The organism is Actinorhabdospora filicis (genome assembly GCF_030269765.1).
Lineage (GTDB): Bacteria > Actinomycetota > Actinomycetes > Mycobacteriales > Micromonosporaceae > Actinorhabdospora > Actinorhabdospora filicis.
In genome coordinates this window covers 1,743,275-1,759,686 of record NZ_BSTX01000001.1, presented here as the reverse complement: position 1 = coordinate 1,759,686, position 16,412 = coordinate 1,743,275, and the positions used below count along the sequence as shown (strand labels likewise).

General features: G+C 71.5%; 18 protein-coding genes. 15 read left to right on the top strand and 3 right to left on the bottom strand.

The window, feature by feature from the left end:
* Positions 1 to 43 precede the first annotated feature (43 nt).
* Positions 44 to 430 carry a 50S ribosomal protein L7/L12 gene (gene rplL, locus QSK10_RS08195; RefSeq protein ID WP_285662006.1) on the top strand — a complete coding sequence of 129 codons (387 nt, stop codon included), beginning with the start codon at positions 44 to 46 and terminating at the stop codon, positions 428 to 430.
* Positions 431 to 822: 392 nt separating this feature from the next.
* Here the strand turns inward: rplL and QSK10_RS08190 are convergent, their stop codons facing one another.
* Positions 823 to 1,803: an NADP-dependent oxidoreductase gene (locus tag QSK10_RS08190; RefSeq protein WP_285662005.1), complete on the bottom strand. Its 981-nt coding sequence runs from the start codon at positions 1,801 to 1,803 to the stop codon at positions 823 to 825.
* Positions 1,804 to 1,896: 93 nt separating this feature from the next.
* Between QSK10_RS08190 and QSK10_RS08185 the strand changes: the two genes are divergently transcribed.
* Entirely contained in the window at positions 1,897 to 2,484 is a 588-nt protein-coding gene (locus QSK10_RS08185) for a TetR/AcrR family transcriptional regulator (RefSeq protein WP_285662004.1), read from the top strand.
* A gap of 4 nt (positions 2,485 to 2,488) precedes the next feature.
* Here QSK10_RS08185 and QSK10_RS08180 read toward each other — a convergent pair whose 3' ends face one another.
* Positions 2,489 to 3,277, bottom strand: coding sequence for a methyltransferase domain-containing protein (locus QSK10_RS08180; protein WP_285662003.1), 789 nt, complete (start codon positions 3,275 to 3,277; stop codon positions 2,489 to 2,491).
* A 222-nt stretch (positions 3,278 to 3,499) separates the two neighbouring features.
* On the opposite strand from QSK10_RS08180, the gene QSK10_RS08175 reads away from it, so the two are divergent.
* From QSK10_RS08175 to QSK10_RS08125, 11 genes are all read left to right on the top strand, one after another.
* Complete coding sequence (locus tag QSK10_RS08175) at positions 3,500 to 4,336, top strand: ABC transporter ATP-binding protein (RefSeq protein ID WP_285662002.1); 837 nt, start codon at positions 3,500 to 3,502, stop codon at positions 4,334 to 4,336.
* Positions 4,333 to 5,091: an MlaE family ABC transporter permease gene (locus tag QSK10_RS08170; protein ID WP_285662001.1), complete on the top strand. Its 759-nt coding sequence runs from the start codon at positions 4,333 to 4,335 to the stop codon at positions 5,089 to 5,091. Before QSK10_RS08175 ends, QSK10_RS08170 begins: the two co-directional genes overlap by 4 nt.
* Positions 5,091 to 5,879, top strand: a complete 789-nt coding sequence (locus QSK10_RS08165) for an MlaE family ABC transporter permease (protein ID WP_285662000.1) — start codon at positions 5,091 to 5,093, stop codon at positions 5,877 to 5,879. The genes QSK10_RS08170 and QSK10_RS08165 overlap by 1 nt, the downstream gene beginning before the upstream one ends.
* Positions 5,880 to 5,884: 5 nt before the next feature.
* Positions 5,885 to 7,237 (top strand): MCE family protein, encoded by a 1,353-nt coding sequence (locus QSK10_RS08160; RefSeq protein WP_285661999.1) that lies wholly within the window; start codon positions 5,885 to 5,887, stop codon positions 7,235 to 7,237.
* A gap of 65 nt (positions 7,238 to 7,302) precedes the next feature.
* The gene (locus QSK10_RS08155) at positions 7,303 to 8,340 is read left to right on the top strand and encodes an MCE family protein (protein ID WP_285661998.1); all 1,038 of its coding nucleotides are present in this window, start codon (positions 7,303 to 7,305) and stop codon (positions 8,338 to 8,340) included.
* Positions 8,340 to 9,338, top strand: coding sequence for an MCE family protein (locus QSK10_RS08150; protein ID WP_285661997.1), 999 nt, complete (start codon positions 8,340 to 8,342; stop codon positions 9,336 to 9,338). Before QSK10_RS08155 ends, QSK10_RS08150 begins: the two co-directional genes overlap by 1 nt.
* A complete protein-coding gene (locus tag QSK10_RS08145; protein WP_285661996.1) occupies positions 9,338 to 10,441 on the top strand; it encodes an MCE family protein in 1,104 nt (367 codons plus the stop codon). The genes QSK10_RS08150 and QSK10_RS08145 overlap by 1 nt, the downstream gene beginning before the upstream one ends.
* Complete coding sequence (locus QSK10_RS08140) at positions 10,441 to 11,529, top strand: MCE family protein (RefSeq protein ID WP_285661995.1); 1,089 nt, start codon at positions 10,441 to 10,443, stop codon at positions 11,527 to 11,529. Before QSK10_RS08145 ends, QSK10_RS08140 begins: the two co-directional genes overlap by 1 nt.
* The gene (locus QSK10_RS08135; RefSeq protein WP_285661994.1) at positions 11,526 to 12,806 is read left to right on the top strand and encodes an MCE family protein; all 1,281 of its coding nucleotides are present in this window, start codon (positions 11,526 to 11,528) and stop codon (positions 12,804 to 12,806) included. The genes QSK10_RS08140 and QSK10_RS08135 overlap by 4 nt, the downstream gene beginning before the upstream one ends.
* A gap of 12 nt (positions 12,807 to 12,818) precedes the next feature.
* On the top strand, positions 12,819 to 13,349 hold the full coding sequence (locus QSK10_RS08130; RefSeq protein ID WP_285661993.1) for an Rv1363c family protein: 531 nt from the start codon (positions 12,819 to 12,821) through the stop codon (positions 13,347 to 13,349).
* Positions 13,346 to 14,017, top strand: a complete 672-nt coding sequence (locus tag QSK10_RS08125) for a hypothetical protein (protein WP_285661992.1) — start codon at positions 13,346 to 13,348, stop codon at positions 14,015 to 14,017. Before QSK10_RS08130 ends, QSK10_RS08125 begins: the two co-directional genes overlap by 4 nt.
* Positions 14,018 to 14,069: 52 nt before the next feature.
* Here the strand turns inward: QSK10_RS08125 and QSK10_RS08120 are convergent, their stop codons facing one another.
* On the bottom strand, positions 14,070 to 14,711 hold the full coding sequence (locus QSK10_RS08120; RefSeq protein WP_285661991.1) for an NAD(P)-dependent oxidoreductase: 642 nt from the start codon (positions 14,709 to 14,711) through the stop codon (positions 14,070 to 14,072).
* Positions 14,712 to 14,807: 96 nt separating this feature from the next.
* On the opposite strand from QSK10_RS08120, the gene QSK10_RS08115 reads away from it, so the two are divergent.
* Positions 14,808 to 15,065 (top strand): hypothetical protein, encoded by a 258-nt coding sequence (locus QSK10_RS08115; RefSeq protein WP_285661990.1) that lies wholly within the window; start codon positions 14,808 to 14,810, stop codon positions 15,063 to 15,065.
* On the top strand, positions 15,062 to 15,202 hold the full coding sequence (locus QSK10_RS08110) for a hypothetical protein (protein ID WP_285661989.1): 141 nt from the start codon (positions 15,062 to 15,064) through the stop codon (positions 15,200 to 15,202). The genes QSK10_RS08115 and QSK10_RS08110 overlap by 4 nt, the downstream gene beginning before the upstream one ends.
* The last annotated feature ends 1,210 nt before the right edge of the window (positions 15,203 to 16,412 follow it).

The window sequence follows — 16,412 nt, the reverse complement described above, 5'->3', positions numbered from 1 at the left end:
TTGTTCGACCCACAAACGTTCTGTGTACTGAAAGGAAGCCGTCATGGCGAAGCTGAGCACCGAGGAACTCCTCGACGCGTTCAAGGAGATGACCCTTCTTGAGCTCTCCGAGTTCGTGAAGCAGTTCGAGGAGACCTTCGAGGTCACCGCCGCCGCCCCCGTCGCGATGGTGGCCGCCGGCGGCGGCGCCGGTGGCGCCGTTGAGGCCGAGGCTGAGAAGGACGAGTTCGACGTCGTCCTTGAGTCGGCCGGCGAGAAGAAGATCGCGGTCATCAAGGAGGTGCGCGCCCTGACCTCCCTCGGCCTGAAGGAGGCCAAGGAGCTCGTCGAGTCCGCCCCGAAGGCCGTCCTGGAGAAGGTCAACAAGGAGACCGCGGACAAGGCCAAGGAGCAGCTTGAGGGCGCCGGCGCCACGATCTCGCTCAAGTAGTACCGGACTTTTCCGGAGCTGCTGAGGCTCGAAAGGGCGGTGTGCATTGGCACACCGCCCTTTTTCGTGCCCGGGGGAGGACCGGTGATTGCGGGCCGGGGAGGACGGCGCCGCTGGTGATGCCTCCGTGCTGCCGGGCCACCGGGGGAGGTGGGGCGGGCCGTCGTCGCGACCTGGTCGTCGTGCGTTGCGGCGGGTGCCGCGAACCATCGTTACCGGGCCTTCATCGCGAGGCAGGGGCGGCGCGGCCGTCGCCGCCACTCCGCCATAACCGGCGTCGGCGTCGACGTGGGCGTGGGCGACCCGTCCCCCGCCCCGGAACCACTCAATCCACGATCACCGGGTCACACGGTCACACGGTCACACGGTCACGCGATCACAGGGTCACCCGGTCACATGCTCACCACGATCTTCCCCGTGGTGTGCTCCCGCGCGAAGGCCACCACCGCCGCCGGTCCTTCCTCCAGCGCGAACTCGCGGCCGATGACGGCGGGCAGGGTTCCGGCCAGGGCGGCCTCGCCCACTTCCGCCATGCCGCCCGCTTCGCCGGCCAGGTCCAGGATCAGCTCCAGGGTCACGTCATCGCGTCCGGCGCTGCCGGGTACGGGCGGGGGGAACGTGATCGTGTAGACGCGGCCGCCGGGGCGGGCGGCGGCGGCCAGTCCTGACAGGTCCTCGCTCTGGACGACGAGGTTGACCACGACGTCGACGCCTTCGGGGTGGCGGCGGAGGGTTTCGGCGACGGGGGCGGACGCGCGGTAGTCCACCGTCTCGGCCGCGCCGAGGCGCCGCAGGAGGGCCTCGTCGGTCTCGGTCGCGGTGGCGATGATGTGCGCGCCGGTCGCGGCCAGGTACGGGACGACGGCGGTGCCGGTGCCGCCGGTGGCGCCGATGACCAGGACCTTCTCACCCGCGGTGACGCGGGCGCGGTGCTGGAGGGCGCGGGCGGTGAAGCCGACGGTGGGGATCGCGGCGGCGTGGACGACGTCCAGGCCCGCGGGGCGGTGGGCGATGAAGGGGGTGTCGGCCTCCACCACGACGTACTCGGCGAGGGCGCCGGTGCCCAGGGACGGGCGGGGCCCGGCCATCGCGCGCAGGGCGCGGGGGAGGGCCATGCCGAAGACCTCGTCGCCGACGGCGTAGCCGGTGACGCCGGGGCCGATGGCCACGACGGTGCCGGCGAAGTCGTTGCCGGGGACGTGGGGGAAGTCCAGGTCGACCATGCGCTCGGCGACCACGCGGACCTCGGCGGGGTTGATGGAGGCCGCCGCCACGCGGACCTTCAGCTGTCCGGGCCCGGCTTCGGGCTCGGGGATCTCGGCGACGGTGTAGTGCTCCGGGGGGCCGTAGCCACGGGCCACCACTGCTCGCATGTTCACTCCAGGTCAGATAAACGGACCGGGCGGTCCGGTTGGCGACTGTAGCGCTAACCGGACCGCTCGGTCAACTTAAGCTATCGTGGTGCGGTGACCAGGAATCTGCGCGCCGACGCCGTCCGCAACCGCGAGGCGCTCATCGCCGCCGCCACCGCGGAGTTCGCCGCGCGCGGGGCCGAGGCCTCGGTCGCCGAGATCGCCCGGCGCGCCGGCATCGGCAAGGGCACGGTCTTCCGGCACTTCCCGACCAAGGACCACCTGCTGGCGGCGGTGCTGATGGACCGCATGGAGAGCCTGCACGCCGAGGGCGAGCGGCTGCTGGGGGCGCCGGACGCGGGTGAGGCGCTGCTGGAGTTCATGATGTTCGCCGGTGAGCAGAAGCAGCGGCTGGACCTGTCGCTGCTGGTCACCGCGAGTCCGGAGGTGCTGGCGGTGCCAGAGGTCGCCGGGGCGCAGGCGCGGATGTTCGCGATCTTCGACGCGCTGACCGATCGCGCGCGGGCGGCGGGCGCGGTGCGGGACGACGTCACCGGCACCGACGTGGGGCTGCTGATGTGCGCGCCGGGGCACCTGGCGGCGCCCTTCGCCGAGGAGCGGCCGGAGCTGTGGCGGCGCTACATGGCGCTGATCTTCGACGGGTTGCGCCCGGCGGGAGCGCATCCGCTCCCACCGGGCTGAGGTCTCAGGCCCGCGCGAGCACCTCGCCGTGCGGGACCATGAACCAGCCGTCGGGGGACGCGGCCCACTCGCGCCAGGCCGCCGACATCTCCGTCAGCTCCTCGCGGGTGGCCAGGCCCAGTTCGACGGCCTGGCGGGCGACCGCCGAGTCGAGGATGCGGTCGGCCCACATGCCGCCCCACCAGGCGCGGCCCTCGTCGTCGGCGTAGACCCACGTCGAGCCGGACGCGGTGACGTCTTCGAACCCGGCCGCGCGGGTCCAGGACAGGAGCTTGCGCCCGGCGTCGGGGTCGCCGCCGTTGCCGCGGTGGACGGCGCGCACCAGCGCCAGCCACTGGGTCAGCTCGGGGGAGGCGGGGAACCAGGTGAAGACCTCGTAGTCGGCGTCGCGGGCGGCGACCAGGCCGCCGGGGCGGGTCACCCGGCGCATCTCGCGCAGGGCGGCGACGGGATCGCCGAGGTGCTGGAGGACCTGGTGGGCGTGGACGACGTCGAAGGAGGCGTCGGAGAAGGGCAGCGCGTAGGCGTCGGCGGTCTGGAACTCCACATTGGACACTCCGGCACAGGCCTCGCGGGCCTGGTCCAGGACGTCGGCGGCGGCGTCGACGGCCACCACCGAGGCGACCCGGGTGGCGAGGTCGGCGGTGATGGTCCCGGGGCCGCAACCCAGGTCCAGGAGGCGCTCGGTGCCGGTGAGGTGCGGCAGCAGGTAGGCCGCCGAGTTCTCGGCGGTGCGCCACTGGTGGGAGCGCAGGACGGAGGCGTGGTGGCCGTGCGTGTAGGTCGCGGACATGCCGGAAGCCTAGATTCACCGTCCGCTTCTTGGGAAGTGAGTCCTAGCAACTGGAAAGTAGTCGGCGAGAGCTGGAGTGAATCCCCTGGTCGGACAGGGGTCCCATCGCACTGAACGGATGTTACTCACCCGTTACCCTTCAGCCCGTTCCGTGACGCCGACCACTCTCGTTAATCTCCTACAGCCGGACGCCACCCCTCTCGTCCGGCGAGGAGGAGCGCTGTGGGCGTCGCCGTGGAGATCGACGGGCTGACGAAGTCCTTCGGGGCGCAGACGGTCTGGTCCGACGTCTCCTTCACGCTTCCGGCCGGGGAGATCTCGGTCCTGCTGGGCCCCTCGGGCACCGGCAAGTCGGTGTTCCTGAAGACCCTGGTGGGCCTGTTCCGGCCCGATCGGGGCACCATCCACATCGACGGCGAGGAGATCACCTCGCTGCACGAGCGCGAGCTGTACCGGGTCCGGCGGCGGCTGGGGGTGCTGTTCCAGGACGGCGCGCTGTTCGGCTCGATGAACCTCTACGACAACATCGCCTTCCCGCTGCGCGAGCACACCCGCAAGACCGAGGCCGAGATCCGGGCCATCGTCAATGACCGCCTCGACCTGGTCGGCATGAGCGGGGACGGCGAGAAGTTCCCCGGGGAGATCTCCGGCGGCATGCGCAAACGCGCGGGCCTGGCGCGGGCGCTGGTGCTGGACCCCGAGCTGATCCTGTGCGACGAGCCGGACTCCGGGCTCGACCCGGTCCGCACGGCCTTCCTCGGCGAGCTCATCGCCGAGCTGAACCGGACCACCGGCGCGACGTTCCTGATCGTCACCCACGACATCAACACCGCCAAGACGCTGCCCGACCACATCGGGATGCTCTACCTGCGGCGGCTGGTGGCCTTCGCGCCGCGCGAGGAGATCCTGGCCTCGGACGACCCGGTGCTGCGGCAGTTCCTGGCCGCCGACATGGACGGCCCGATCGGGATGGCCGAGGAGAAGGACGCCGTCGGCAACGGCAAGGGCGAGACCCTTCCCGAAGAGCAGTACCGCGGCGAGCACCGGGAGGACGCGTGAGGGTCTTCCGCGCCACCGGCGAGTTCGTCGCGTTCGGGCTGGACACCGTCCGGGCGGCCTTCCGGCGGCCGTTCCAGCTGGGCGAGGCGATCCAGCAGGCGTGGTTCCTGGTGAGCGTGTCGATCCTGCCGACGGCCCTGGTGGCGATCCCGTTCGGCGCGGTGGTGGCGTTGCAGCTGGGTTCGCTGACCAAGCAGCTGGGCGCGCAGTCGTTCTCCGGCGCGGCCAGCGTCATCGCGGTGGTGCGCGAGGCGGGCCCGATCGTGACGGCGCTGCTGATCGCCGGTGCCGGTGGCGCGGCGATGTGCGCCGACCTGGGCGCGCGCAAGATCCGCGAGGAGCTGGACGCGATGCGCGTCCTGGGCATCGATCCGGTGCAGCGCCTCGTCGTGCCGCGGGTGATCGCCAGCGCGGTGGTCGCGGTCCTGCTGAACGGTGTGGTCTCGGCGGTCGGCATCGCCGGCGGTTACGTGTTCACGGTGGTGCTGCAGGACGGGACGCCCGGCTCCTACTTCGCCAGTTTCGCCGCGCTGGGGCAGGTCGCCGACCTGGTCTCGGCGGAGTCGCGGGCGCTGGTCTTCGGGATCCTGGCCGCGCTGATCGGCTGCTACCTGGGCATGAACGCCAAGGGCGGTCCCAAAGGCGTCGGCCAGGCGGTGAACGCCTCGGTGGTCATCAGCTTCATGCTGCTGTTCGCGGTGAACTTCGTGATGGTGGCGATCTACTTCCAGCTCGTGCCGCAGAAGGGGTCGTGATGCTGGCGCTTCTGGGCAGGCAGCTGCTGTTCTACGTGCGGGCGGGCGCGGCCACGCCCCGGACGCTGGCGCGCTACAAGAAGGAGATCGTCCGCATCCTCGGCGAGATCGCCTTCGGGACGGGCGGGCTGGCGCTGGTCGGCGGGACGGTCGGGGTCGTGGTGTTCCTGACCTTTTTCACCGGCACCGAGGTCGGGTTGCAGGGATACCAGGCGCTGGACCAGATCGGGTCGAGCGCGTTCACCGGGTTCATCTCCGCCTACTTCAACACGCGCGAGATCGCGCCGCTGGTCGCCGGGATCGCGCTGTCGGCCACGGTCGGGTGCGGGTTCACCGCGCAGCTGGGCGCGATGCGCATCAACGAGGAGATCGACGCGCTGGAGGTCATGGGGCTGCCGTCGATGCCGTACCTGGTGACCACGCGGATGATCGCCGGGCTCATCGCCACCGTCCCGCTGTACGTGATCGCGTTGCTGTCGTCGTACTTCGCGACCCGCTTCATCGCCGTCTGGTACTTCGACCAGCCATCGGGGACCTACGACAGCTACTTCGACCTGTTCCTGGTGCCGCAGGATCTGCTGTGGTCTTTCGGGAAGGTGCTGTTCTTCGCCATAGTGGTGATACTCGTGCACTGCTTCTACGGCTACCACGCCGAAGGAGGGCCCGCCGGTGTCGGCGTGGCCACCGGCCGGGCGGTGCGCACGTCGCTGGTGTCGATCAACGTGGTGAACCTGTTCCTGGGCCTGGCGGTCTGGGGCGCGACCACCACCGTGCGGATCGTGGGGTGACCATCGTGAGACCGCGGACGAAGGAACGCTTCACCGGACTGGCCTTCTCGGTCATCCTCCTGGCACTTCTCGGCGTCTGCATCGCCGCCTACGCCAAGGTCTTCACACCCGTCGTGTGGGTCTCGCTGGACACCGACCACACCGGACTCCAGTTCAACCGCGGCGCCGACGTCAAGATGCACGGCGTCCTGATCGGCGAGGTCCGCTCCATCGACTCCGAGGGCGCCGGAGCGCGCCTGCGGCTGGCCCTCGACCCCGGCATGGCCCGCAAGGTGCCCGCCGAGGTCAGCGCCCGGCTGCTGCCCAAGACCCTGTTCGGCGAGAAGTACGTCGAGATCGTGCCGCTGGGCGAGGACGGCGTCCTGGCACCCGGCACCACCATCGGGCAGGACCGCACCTCCACCGGCGTGGAACTGGAATCGGTGCTGAACAACGCGCTCCCGCTGCTGCGGGCACTGCCGCCCGACAAGCTCTCGGCGACCCTGACCGCGCTGGCCACCGCCCTCGACGGACGCGGCGACAAACTCGGCCGGACCCTCGTGCGGCTCGGCGACTACGTCCGCGCCCTCAACGAGCAGATGCCCACCATCACCAAGGACCTCGACCTGCTGGCCACCGTCCTCGACGACTACAAGGGCGCCGCCCCCGACCTGGTCGGCGTGCTGCGCAACCTCACCGTCACCGCCAACACCATCACCGACCAGCGGATCCAGCTCCAGTCGTTCCTGACCACCACCGCCGACTTCGCCGACGACACCCGCCTGTTCCTCGACCGCTACCAGGGCCGCCTCATCCAGTTCGGGGACGTCACCGCGCCCGTCCTGGAACTCCTGGCCGCCTACGCGCCGGAATACCCCTGCCTGTTCGAGGGCATCGTGAAGATCCAGCCGGCCGTGGAGGACACCTTCGCCACCGGGCGCCTGCACATCACCCTGGAGATCGTCCGCAACAACGGCAAGTACGAGAAGGGCCGCGACGAACCGGCCTGGAACGACCACCGCGGACCCGACTGCCGCGGCCTGCCCAACCCGCGCGTCCCCGACGGCCCCAACCCCGTCGACAACGGCTACGACTGGGACGGCAACCGCGTCAACCTGCCCATCGGCCTGCCCGGCCTCACCGACCAGAAGGCGGCCATCGCGCCCCCGGCCGGACTGCCGCTCATCGACGACCCCAAGAGCGACAACCCGGCCGTCTTCGACCCCACCATGGGCTACGCCGGGACCCCCGAGGAACGCGCCATCCTCAACCCGCTCGTGGCCGCCGCCACCGGGCAAGAGGTCACCAGCCTCAGCGACCTCGCCGCGCTCCTGTGGGGACCGCTGCTGCGCGGAGGGACGGTGAACGCCACCGGCTAGCCCACCCGTCCCGACCCGTACCCCCGATCCGTCCCCCTCACTTCGCACACCCGGCGGGAGGAGCCTTGCGAACCCCATCCACCGCCAGGGCGGCCGTCAAGTTCGGCGTCTTCGCCGTGGTGACGCTCGTGGCCCTGGCGTTGCTCACCGAATCGCTCGGCGGCTTCGACCTGCCCGGCGGCGTGGCCTACCGCGCCCGCTTCACCGACGTCACCGGCGTCCTCGCCGGAGACGACGTCCGCATCGCCGGAGTCAAGGCCGGCGAGGTGACCAGCGTCGAACTCGTCCAGGACGACGGCGGCAACTACGCCCTCGTCGGCTTCCGCCTCGACTCCGCCTCCCGCAAACTCCCCGGCAGCGTCAACGCCACCATCCGCTACCGCAACCTCGTCGGGCAGCGCTACCTCGCCCTCACCGAGGCCCCCGGCGACGCCGCCCCCCTCCAGCCCGGCGCCACCATCCCCCTCACCCAGACCCACCCCGCGCTCGACCTGACCGCCCTGTTCAACGGCTTCCGGCCACTGTTCTCCGCGCTCAACGCCGAAGACGTCAACAAGGTCAGCTACGAGATCGTCCAGGTCCTCCAGGGCGAGGGCGGCACCCTCGCGTCCCTGCTCAACCACACCGGATCCCTGACCTCCGCCCTCGCCGACCGCGACGCCGTCATCGGGCGCGTCATCACCAACCTCAACACCGTCCTGGGCACGGTCGCGCAACGCGATGACGAACTGTCCACCGCCATCGCGCGCCTCCAGGAATTCGTCTCCGGCCTCGCCGACGACCGCGTGGTCATCGGGCAGTCCATCGCCACCATCGGGCAGCTCGCCGACGCCACCCAGGACCTGCTCGCCGACGCCCGCCCCTCCCTCAAGGCCGACATCGGCGCCCTCGGCGAACTGGCGAACAACCTCACCGCCAACTCCGACGCCATCGAGACCGCGCTGGCCCGGCTGCCCTACACCTACGCCAACCTCACCCGCACCGGCGCGCACGGCAGCTGGTTCAACTTCTACCTCTGCAACGCCGACGGCACCGTCACCCTCCCGCTGGTCGGCCCGGTCAACCCCGCGACCCTGAACTCGCCCAAGGCGAGGTGCCGGTGATGAAGTCCTTCAGCGAACGCAACCCCGTCCCGATGGGCATCACCGCGGTGGCACTGCTGGTCCTCGGCGTCATCGGCGCCTTCAGCATCAAGGACGTCACCGCCTTCCTCGGCGGCTCCAGCTACGCCGCCGACTTCCGCGACGCCGCCGGACTCGCCCCCGGCACCGAGGTCCGCGTCTCCGGGGTCAAGGTCGGCGAGGTCACCGGCGTCGGCCTGGAAGGACTCGGGACGCCCGAACCGCACGTCCGCGTCGACTTCCGCGTCGACTCCGACGTCACCCTCGGCGAGCAGACCAGCGCCACCGTCCAGCTCAAGACCCTCCTCGGGCAGCGCTACCTCGCGCTCGTGCCCGCCGGCGGCGGCGAGCTCAAGACCATCCCCACCGGCCGTACCGCCACCCCCCTCGACGTCGTCGACGCCGTCAACGGCCTCGCCGACACCGTCGGGAAGATCGACACCGACGCCCTGGCCACCGCCATGGAGACCCTCACCGACACCCTCCGCGAGACACCCCAGGGCTTCGACACCACCATCGACGGCATCGCCCGCCTCTCCCAGACCATCGCCTCCCGCGATGACGAGCTGCGCGAGCTGCTCGCCCACGCCGCGACCGTCACCCAGGCCCTCGCCGACCGCGACGACGAATTCGTCAAGCTCGTCCAGGACGGCAACCGCCTGCTGGAGGAGGTCCGCAACCGCAAGGACGCCATCCACCAGCTCCTGGTCGGCACCGCCGCCCTCGCCACCCAGCTCGAAGGCCTCGTCGCCGACAACAAGGCCCAGCTCAAACCCACCCTCGACAGCCTCTACGGCGTCACGAACCTGCTGCTGGCCAACAAGGAGAACCTGGAGGCCACCCTCACCAGCATGGGGCCCTTCGTCACCGCCTTCTCCAACGTCCTGGGCAACGGCCGCTGGTTCGACTCCTACATCGACGGGCTCCTCCAGCCCTACGGCGTCGGCGATCCGCCCGGCAAGAAGGAGGGGAAGAACTGATGCGCGCCATCCTGCGACGCCCCGTCGTCGTCATCGCCGCCATCGCCGTCCTGCTGCTGGCCGGGTTCTTCACCTGGCGGGCCCTGACCTCCCGCGAGAACACGGTGACCATCGAGCTCACCCGCGCCGTCGGCGTCCACCCCGGCAGCGAGGTCCGCGTCCTGGGCGTCAAGGTCGGCCAGGTCCGCGAGGTCTCCCCTGAAGGCGAACGCGTGAGCGTGGTCCTCGACTGGGACCGCGACGTGCCCGTGCCCGCCGACGTCCGCGCCATCGTCGTGCCGCCCAGCCTCGTCGCCGACCGCTACATCCAGCTCGCCCCCGCCTACACCGGCGGCCCCAAGCTGAAGGACGGCGCGCGCCTGGGCACCGACCGCACCGCCGTCCCCCTCGAACTCGACGAGGTCTACACCGCCCTCAACCAGTTCGCCGACGCCCTCGGACCCGACGGCGCGGCCGGAAACGGCGACCTCCAGGCCCTCCTCGAAGCCGCCCGCAAGAACCTCGAAGGCAACGGCGCGCCCCTCGGGCAGAGCCTCGACGCCCTCGCACAAGCCCTCTCCACCGTCTCCGACGGCAAGGGCGACCTGTTCGCCACCATCAAGAACCTCCAGCAGTTCACCACCGCCCTGGCCGCCAGCGACGAACAGGTCCGCCTGTTCAATCAGCAGCTCGCCGAGGTCGCCGGGCAGCTGTCGGGCGAACGCGACGAACTCGGCGACGCCCTCCACAAACTCGCCGGGGCACTCGTCGTCGTCACCGGTTTCATCGAGGACAACAAGGACGCCCTCGTGCAGAACGTCGACGCCCTCGCCGAGCTGACCGGCGTCCTGGCCCGCCAGCAGAACGCCCTCGTCCAGGCCCTCACCTACGCGCCGGTGGCCCTCTCCGACCTCCAGATGGCCTACAACCCGTCCGCGGGCACCCTCGACACCCGCGACAACGTCCTGGGCGCCAACGACCCCGCCGGGTTCGTGTGCAACCTCATCGCCGGGCTGCTGCCGGAGGGCCAGGTGCCCATCGAATGCGTCAACCTCGCCGAGGCCCTGTCCAAGGCGGGCGTGAAACTGCCCGGCGACCTGGCGAAACTGGTGGGGGGCAAGTGATGCGCAAACTCCTCGCGGTCCTCGCCCCCGTCGCGCTGGTGCTGTCCGGCTGCTCCTCGATGCCCCTGCCCGGCGGCGCCGGGGCGGGCGGATACGCCGTCACCATCGAATTCGCCGACGTCCTCGACCTGGTCGCCAACTCCGCCGTCAAGGTCAACGACGTGACCGTCGGCAACGTCGAGGACATCGAGGCCGAGGGCTGGACCGCCAAGGTCACCGTCCGTGTCGACGAGGACGTCAAGCTGCCCGCCAACGCCACCGCCGCGCTGCGCCAGACCAGCCTCCTGGGCGAGAAGTTCATCGCGCTCAGCCCGCCCATCGACGTCCCGCCCGCCGGGGACCTCACCGACGGCGCCACGATCCCCCTGGAGCGCACCCGCCGCTCCGCCGAGGTCGAGGAGGTCCTCGGCGCGCTCGCGCTGACCCTCGGCGGCGGCGGACTCGACCAGCTGCGCACCATCAACACCGAACTCATCGCCGCCCTGGAGGGCCGCGAGAGCGACATCCGCGACACCCTGAACCAGCTCGACGTCTTCGTCACCGCCCTCGACGCCCAGCGCGACGACATCGTCGCCGCCATCGAGGCCCTCGACGGGCTCGCCGCCGAACTGGCCGCCCAGAAGGACGACATCGGCGCGGCCCTGGAGGCCCTCGGGCCCGGCGCGGAGGTGCTGGCCGATCAGCGCGAGAACCTCACCTCGGCGCTGAGCGCGCTCGGCGAGCTCGGCCGGGTCGGCACCCACGTGGTCAACGCGACCCGCGAGGACACCCTGGCCACCGTCCGCAGCCTCCAGCCGGTGCTGGAGCAGCTGGTGAAGGCCGGGGACGACTTCCCGCGCGGGCTGGAGCTGGCGCTGTCCTACCCGTTCCCGCACAACGTGTCGGGGGCGATCAAGGGCGACTTCGTGAACCTGCACGTGACCCTCGACCTGGACCTGGGCAACGTCCTGTCGAACCTGTTCGGCGCCGAACCCGAGCCCACGCCGGTCCCCGGGAAACCCGCCGGGGAGAAGGACCCGGTCACCGGCGCCATCGACCCGCTCGTCGGCGGCCTGACCGACCTGCTGCTGGGAGGCCTGGCGAAATGATCACCCGGAAGGCCAAGATCCAGGTCGCGGTTTTCGCGCTGCTGTCGGTGCTCGGCGCGCTCGTGGTCGGCTTCAAGTACCTCGGCATCGGCGACGGCTCCTACCCCGTCTACGTCGAGATGGCCGACACCGGCGGCGCCTACACCCACGGCTCGGTCACCTACCGGGGCGTGCCCATCGGCCGTGTCGGGGAGATCGACCTGATCCCCGGCGGCGCGCGCGTCCGCCTGGACATCGACCGGGGCGTGGAGGTGCCGCGCGACCTGAGCGTGGTGGTCGCCAACCGCTCCGCCGTCGGCGAGCAGTACGTGGACCTGCGCCCGGCCTCCGACACCGCGCCGTTCCTGGCGCCCGGCGAGACCATCCCGGCCACGAAGGTCACCCCGCCGCTGAAGGTGGAGACCCTGCTGACCAACCTCGACAACCTCGTCGCCGCCGTCGACCCCGAGGACCTCGGGGTCGTCATCGACGAGCTCGGCGCGGCCTTCGAGGGCAACGGTGACGCCCTCGCCCAGATCCTGGACGCCACCGACGTCCTGCTCACCGACGCCACCGCCTACCTCCCGGAGACGGTGGCGCTCATCAAGGACGGCCGGATCGTGCTGGAGACGCAGGCGCTGTCCGGTGACGCGATCGCCGCCTGGGCCAAGGGACTGCGCGAGTTCACCGACACCCTGCGCACCTCCGACGGCGACATCCGCTCGCTGCTGGCCGAGGCGCCCAAGGCCACCACCCAGGTCTCCGGGCTCATCCGCGACCTCGACCCGGCCCTGGGCGTCCTGCTGGGCAACATGATCACCGTCAACGGCGTGGCCGTGCGCCGCTTGCCCGGACTGGAGTCCCTGCTGATCTCCTACCCCTCGGCGGTGGCCGGGTCCTTCACCGTGACCCCCGGCGACGGCACCGCGCACTTCGGGCTCGTGCTCAACTTCGACAACCCGCCCCCGTGCGTGTACAACAAGGGCGCCGGGCCCTACACCTGCACCGGCGGCGAGAAGGGCTCCGGCTCATCGGTGCGCGGCTGGCAGAACGCGCCTGGGCCCACCGGGCCCACCGTCACGCCCGTCCCCCTGCCCGGCGAGCCGCTGCCCGACAAGCCCGACCCGGCCCTCGCGCCCGCGCCCGCCGGTCCGACCATCGCCGGATACGACCCCGCGACCGGGCTCGTCGTCGACAGCCTCGGGCTGCCCATCGTCTTCGGCGGCACCGGCGGGCAGTACGCGCTGGCCGGCGATCAGTCCTGGCGGCAGCTCCTGCTGTCCGGCCTCGCTTCCTAGGAGGAGACAGCGGTGAAGAAGGAAAGCGCGTACGAACGCGCCCCCCTGTGGATCGTCGTGGTGGTGGTCCTGTCGCTCATCGGCGCCGGGGCCGTCGCCCTCGGCGCCTGGAAGGGCTGGGACCTGTACGAGTCCAACCGGGCCGACGGCCTCGAACAAGAGGCCCTGGACGCCGCCGGGCAGCTGGTCACCAACTTCATGACCACGTCCGCCACCAGCGTCGACGCCGACCTCGCGCGCATCGTCGAAGGCGCCACCGGCGAATTCGGCGACCAGTTCAAGAACGGCCAGGCCGCCCTCAAGGAGACCATCGTGGCCAACAAGGCCGCCTCCGTCGGCAAGGTCCTGTCCAAGGCGATCCTGCACGGCGACCCCGTCTACCAGACCGACACCGACTCCGCCGGCGTCATCGTCGCCTGCGACGCCCAGGTCAGCAACGTCAACGCCCCCGACGGGCGGCTGCTGCACTACCGCGTCAAACTCGGCCTCACCCTCGGCGGCGACGGCGTCTGGCGCATCTCGAAACTGGAGTTCGTGGGATGAGCGGCAAATACGTCTCGCGGAACCTGCGCGGGAAGAAGAGCGGCGGCACGACCACCACCCGGCCGCGCCCGGCACCGCGACCCACCGAGGACGCCACCACCGCCCCCGCGCGCAAACCCAGCCCCGGGCCCCGCCGGGCGCCCGCCCGCGCCCGCCGCAACAGCGCCGCCCGCCTGCGCGCGGCGTCCCTGAGGCTGACCGCGGTCGCCGTCCTCGCCCTGCTCCTCGGCGGCGGCGTCACCTGGTTCGCCTACCGCGCCGAAGCCGTCGACAAGGCCGTCGCCGCCGCCCAGGCCGAAGCCGTCGTCGGCGTCCAGGCCGTCCTCGCCTACGACTACCGCAGCTTCGACTCCGCCAAGAACAACGGCATGGCCCACCTGACCGGCGCCTACAAGGACGACTACGCCAAGCAGATGGACGCCCTGCGCGTCCAGGCCGAGCAGGAGAAGGCCGTCCTCGTCGCGCCCGTCACCTCCGCCGGCGTGGTCGCGGTGGAGAACGGCTCGCCCTTCTCCTTCAAACCCAAGTCCGTCGACGTGCTCCTCTTCGTCGACCAGACCCGCCGCAACGACAACATCACCGGCGAGAAGGTCGACCAGAACCGCGTCCTGGTGACCATGGTCCCGGTCGGCGACGGCTGGAAGATCACCTCGCTCAAGGGCCTGTAGATACGGGGACGACCGGCTCCCGTGGTGCCGGTCGTTCCCGTTTTCCATCAGGTCAGTAGGCGACGGTCATGCGCTCCCGCACGTGCCGGTTCGCCTCCAGCTCGTTCACCACCGCCACCGCGTAGTCCTCCGCCGAGATCCGCGAGCGGCCCTCGGCGTCGGTCAGCAGGAAGTTCCCGCCCGTCCGGAACACGCCCGTGCGCTCACCCGGCGCGATCTCGGCCGCCGGGGAGATGTAGGTCCAGTCCAGATCGGCGGTCTCCCGGAACACGTCCAGCACCTCCGCCTGCGCCGCCGCCTCGCCCTTGTAGGCGTCCGGGAAACCCTCGGTGTCCTGAAGCCGCCGGTTCCCCCCGACCTCCAGGCTCCCCGCGCCGCCCACCCACACCAGCCGCGACGTCCCCGACTCCCGCGCCGCGCCGATGATCGACGCCGCCGTGGCCAGGAACGGCCCCACCGGCGGCGACCCGTCCCGCGGCGGCGAGACCGCCGAGACCACGGCGTCCGCCTCGGCCGCCAGACCCGCGATGGCCTGCGTGTCACCCGCGTCGGCGGCCACCGCCGTCAGCCCCGGATCCGCCGACGGCGCCTTCCCCTCCCGGTTCACGCCCACCACTTCATGGCCGCGCGACAAGGCCTCGGCGGTGATCCGCGAACCGACCATCCCGCTGGAGCCGATGACGACGATCTTCATGACGGTCCCTTCCCACGGCGTCGGGACCATCGAACCACCCGGGAAAGGGGGTGGTGGGGGTTTTGGGGATAGGCGAACGCCTCGGGAGGTGACCCCGTGATCCGCCACCTCACCACCGCCCACCTCCGCCGCCTCGCCGGCCTCGCCGTCACCGGGACCGTGCTCGTCCGCGACGAGAACCTCCTGGAGTCGGCCGCCCAGCGACCCCGCACCCTCCTGTTCGGCGTGGAGAGACACCCGACCGTGCTGGAGAAGGCCGCGGCGATCTTTCATTCGGTGGCACCCGATCTTTGGGGCAGGGTCACCCGCTCATCGACGGGAACAAACGCCCCGCCTGGATCGCCGCCGCCGTGACCTGCGAGATCAACGGCGTCACGGTGACCGCGACCAACGACGAGGCCTACGACGTCACCATCGCCGTCGCCTCGGGCGAGCTGCGTGAGGTGGCGGAGATCGTCGCCGCACTCGCGCCGCTGGTGCGCGAGGGGTGAGAGAGACGGGTGGGACGGCCGCCGCGCTCGCCGCGCCTGAGCCGCGCCACGACGGAGGCCACCGGCACGCGGGGCGGGGCGGGCGTAGCCGGAAGACCGGGCCGTGGGGAAAAGGCCTCGCGGGCCCGTGGCGTGCCGGTGCTTCGAGTAAGCCGCAGGTGGGGTGAAGGACGGCATGCCCGAGTCGCACCATCCGACGCGCCCGGTGCTTCGGGCGAGCCGGGAAGCCGCCGACACGACCGGCGAAAGCGGGCACCTCGCGCGCCGATCGCCGGGCACGAGCTCGCCGCACCCGGCGCGGCCCGCGGTGAGAGCGCGGCGTGAGCTTCGGTCGCGTGGCGCGGCCGGGTGTCGTGACATCGCCGTCAGGCGAGCGGGCCGAGGCCGCCGGGGTGACCCTTTCGCCCGCCGTGCGGGTTCGCACGGCCGGCAGCCCGCGCGCCTCGGCCGACGTGTGAACCGGGTCGAGGCACCGAGCGCACCGGACACCGCGGGCGAAAGCGGATCACGCCGCCTCAAGTGACCCGTGTCCACCGCCCGCCCGCGACGCCTGAAGGGCGAGGGAACGTCGCCGGTGGCGAACCGGTCGGAGGGTGGCGCCGCTTCCGCACGGCCTCTCGGTGTCGTGCGGGCGACTGCGGCCCGGCGGGCCGGGAGCGAATGTTGGCGGTCACGGTGGCGAACTCGCCGGAGGTCGGCGCGGCTTCCGCACGGCCTCTCGGTGTCGCGGGCCACTGCGGCCCAGCAGGCCCGGAGCGAACACCGGCGGTGGCGGCGGCGAACCGGCCGGAAGGCGACGCGGCTTCCGCACGTCCACCGAGCGGGTGCGCCTCGCGATGTCACGCGGGCGGCGCCGGCACCGCCACCGAGTGGCCCACCCGGCCCACCCGGCCGCGATCACCGTGACGTCCGGCCCGGGGGACACCGCGCCCGAAATCACCCAATGCCGCCATGGCGCACGTCCCCGCCCCATTCACGCCGCTCAATCACGCCATCGCCACTCCACCACCACAACTCCACCACCACTCCACCGCACCCATTCCGCCCAACTCCGCCGGTAGCGCTCACCGCCGCCGCATTCATTGCACGCACGGGTGAATCGCGGGCGAATCACCCGATCGGCGCGGGCGGTCCGTTTCGCATTCATTCCACCCGCGTTCCGCGTCCGTTCTTCCATCCCGCTCCGCCCGCCCTCCTCGCGGTGCGGGTG

Bases quoted from the DNA above. Each gene is read 5' to 3' on its own strand.
- rplL (WP_285662006.1), top strand. From the start codon at position 44: ATGGCGAAGCTGAGCACCGAGGAACTCCTCGACGCGTTCAAGGAGATG.
- QSK10_RS08190 (WP_285662005.1), bottom strand. From the start codon at position 1,803: ATGCGAGCAGTGGTGGCCCGTGGCTACGGCCCCCCGGAGCACTACACC.
- QSK10_RS08180 (WP_285662003.1), bottom strand. From the start codon at position 3,277: ATGTCCGCGACCTACACGCACGGCCACCACGCCTCCGTCCTGCGCTCC.
- QSK10_RS08165 (WP_285662000.1), top strand. From the start codon at position 5,091: ATGCTGGCGCTTCTGGGCAGGCAGCTGCTGTTCTACGTGCGGGCGGGC.
- QSK10_RS08150 (WP_285661997.1), top strand. From the start codon at position 8,340: ATGAAGTCCTTCAGCGAACGCAACCCCGTCCCGATGGGCATCACCGCG.
- QSK10_RS08145 (WP_285661996.1), top strand. From the start codon at position 9,338: ATGCGCGCCATCCTGCGACGCCCCGTCGTCGTCATCGCCGCCATCGCC.
- QSK10_RS08140 (WP_285661995.1), top strand. From the start codon at position 10,441: ATGCGCAAACTCCTCGCGGTCCTCGCCCCCGTCGCGCTGGTGCTGTCC.
- QSK10_RS08135 (WP_285661994.1), top strand. From the start codon at position 11,526: ATGATCACCCGGAAGGCCAAGATCCAGGTCGCGGTTTTCGCGCTGCTG.
- QSK10_RS08125 (WP_285661992.1), top strand. From the start codon at position 13,346: ATGAGCGGCAAATACGTCTCGCGGAACCTGCGCGGGAAGAAGAGCGGC.
- QSK10_RS08120 (WP_285661991.1), bottom strand. From the start codon at position 14,711: ATGAAGATCGTCGTCATCGGCTCCAGCGGGATGGTCGGTTCGCGGATC.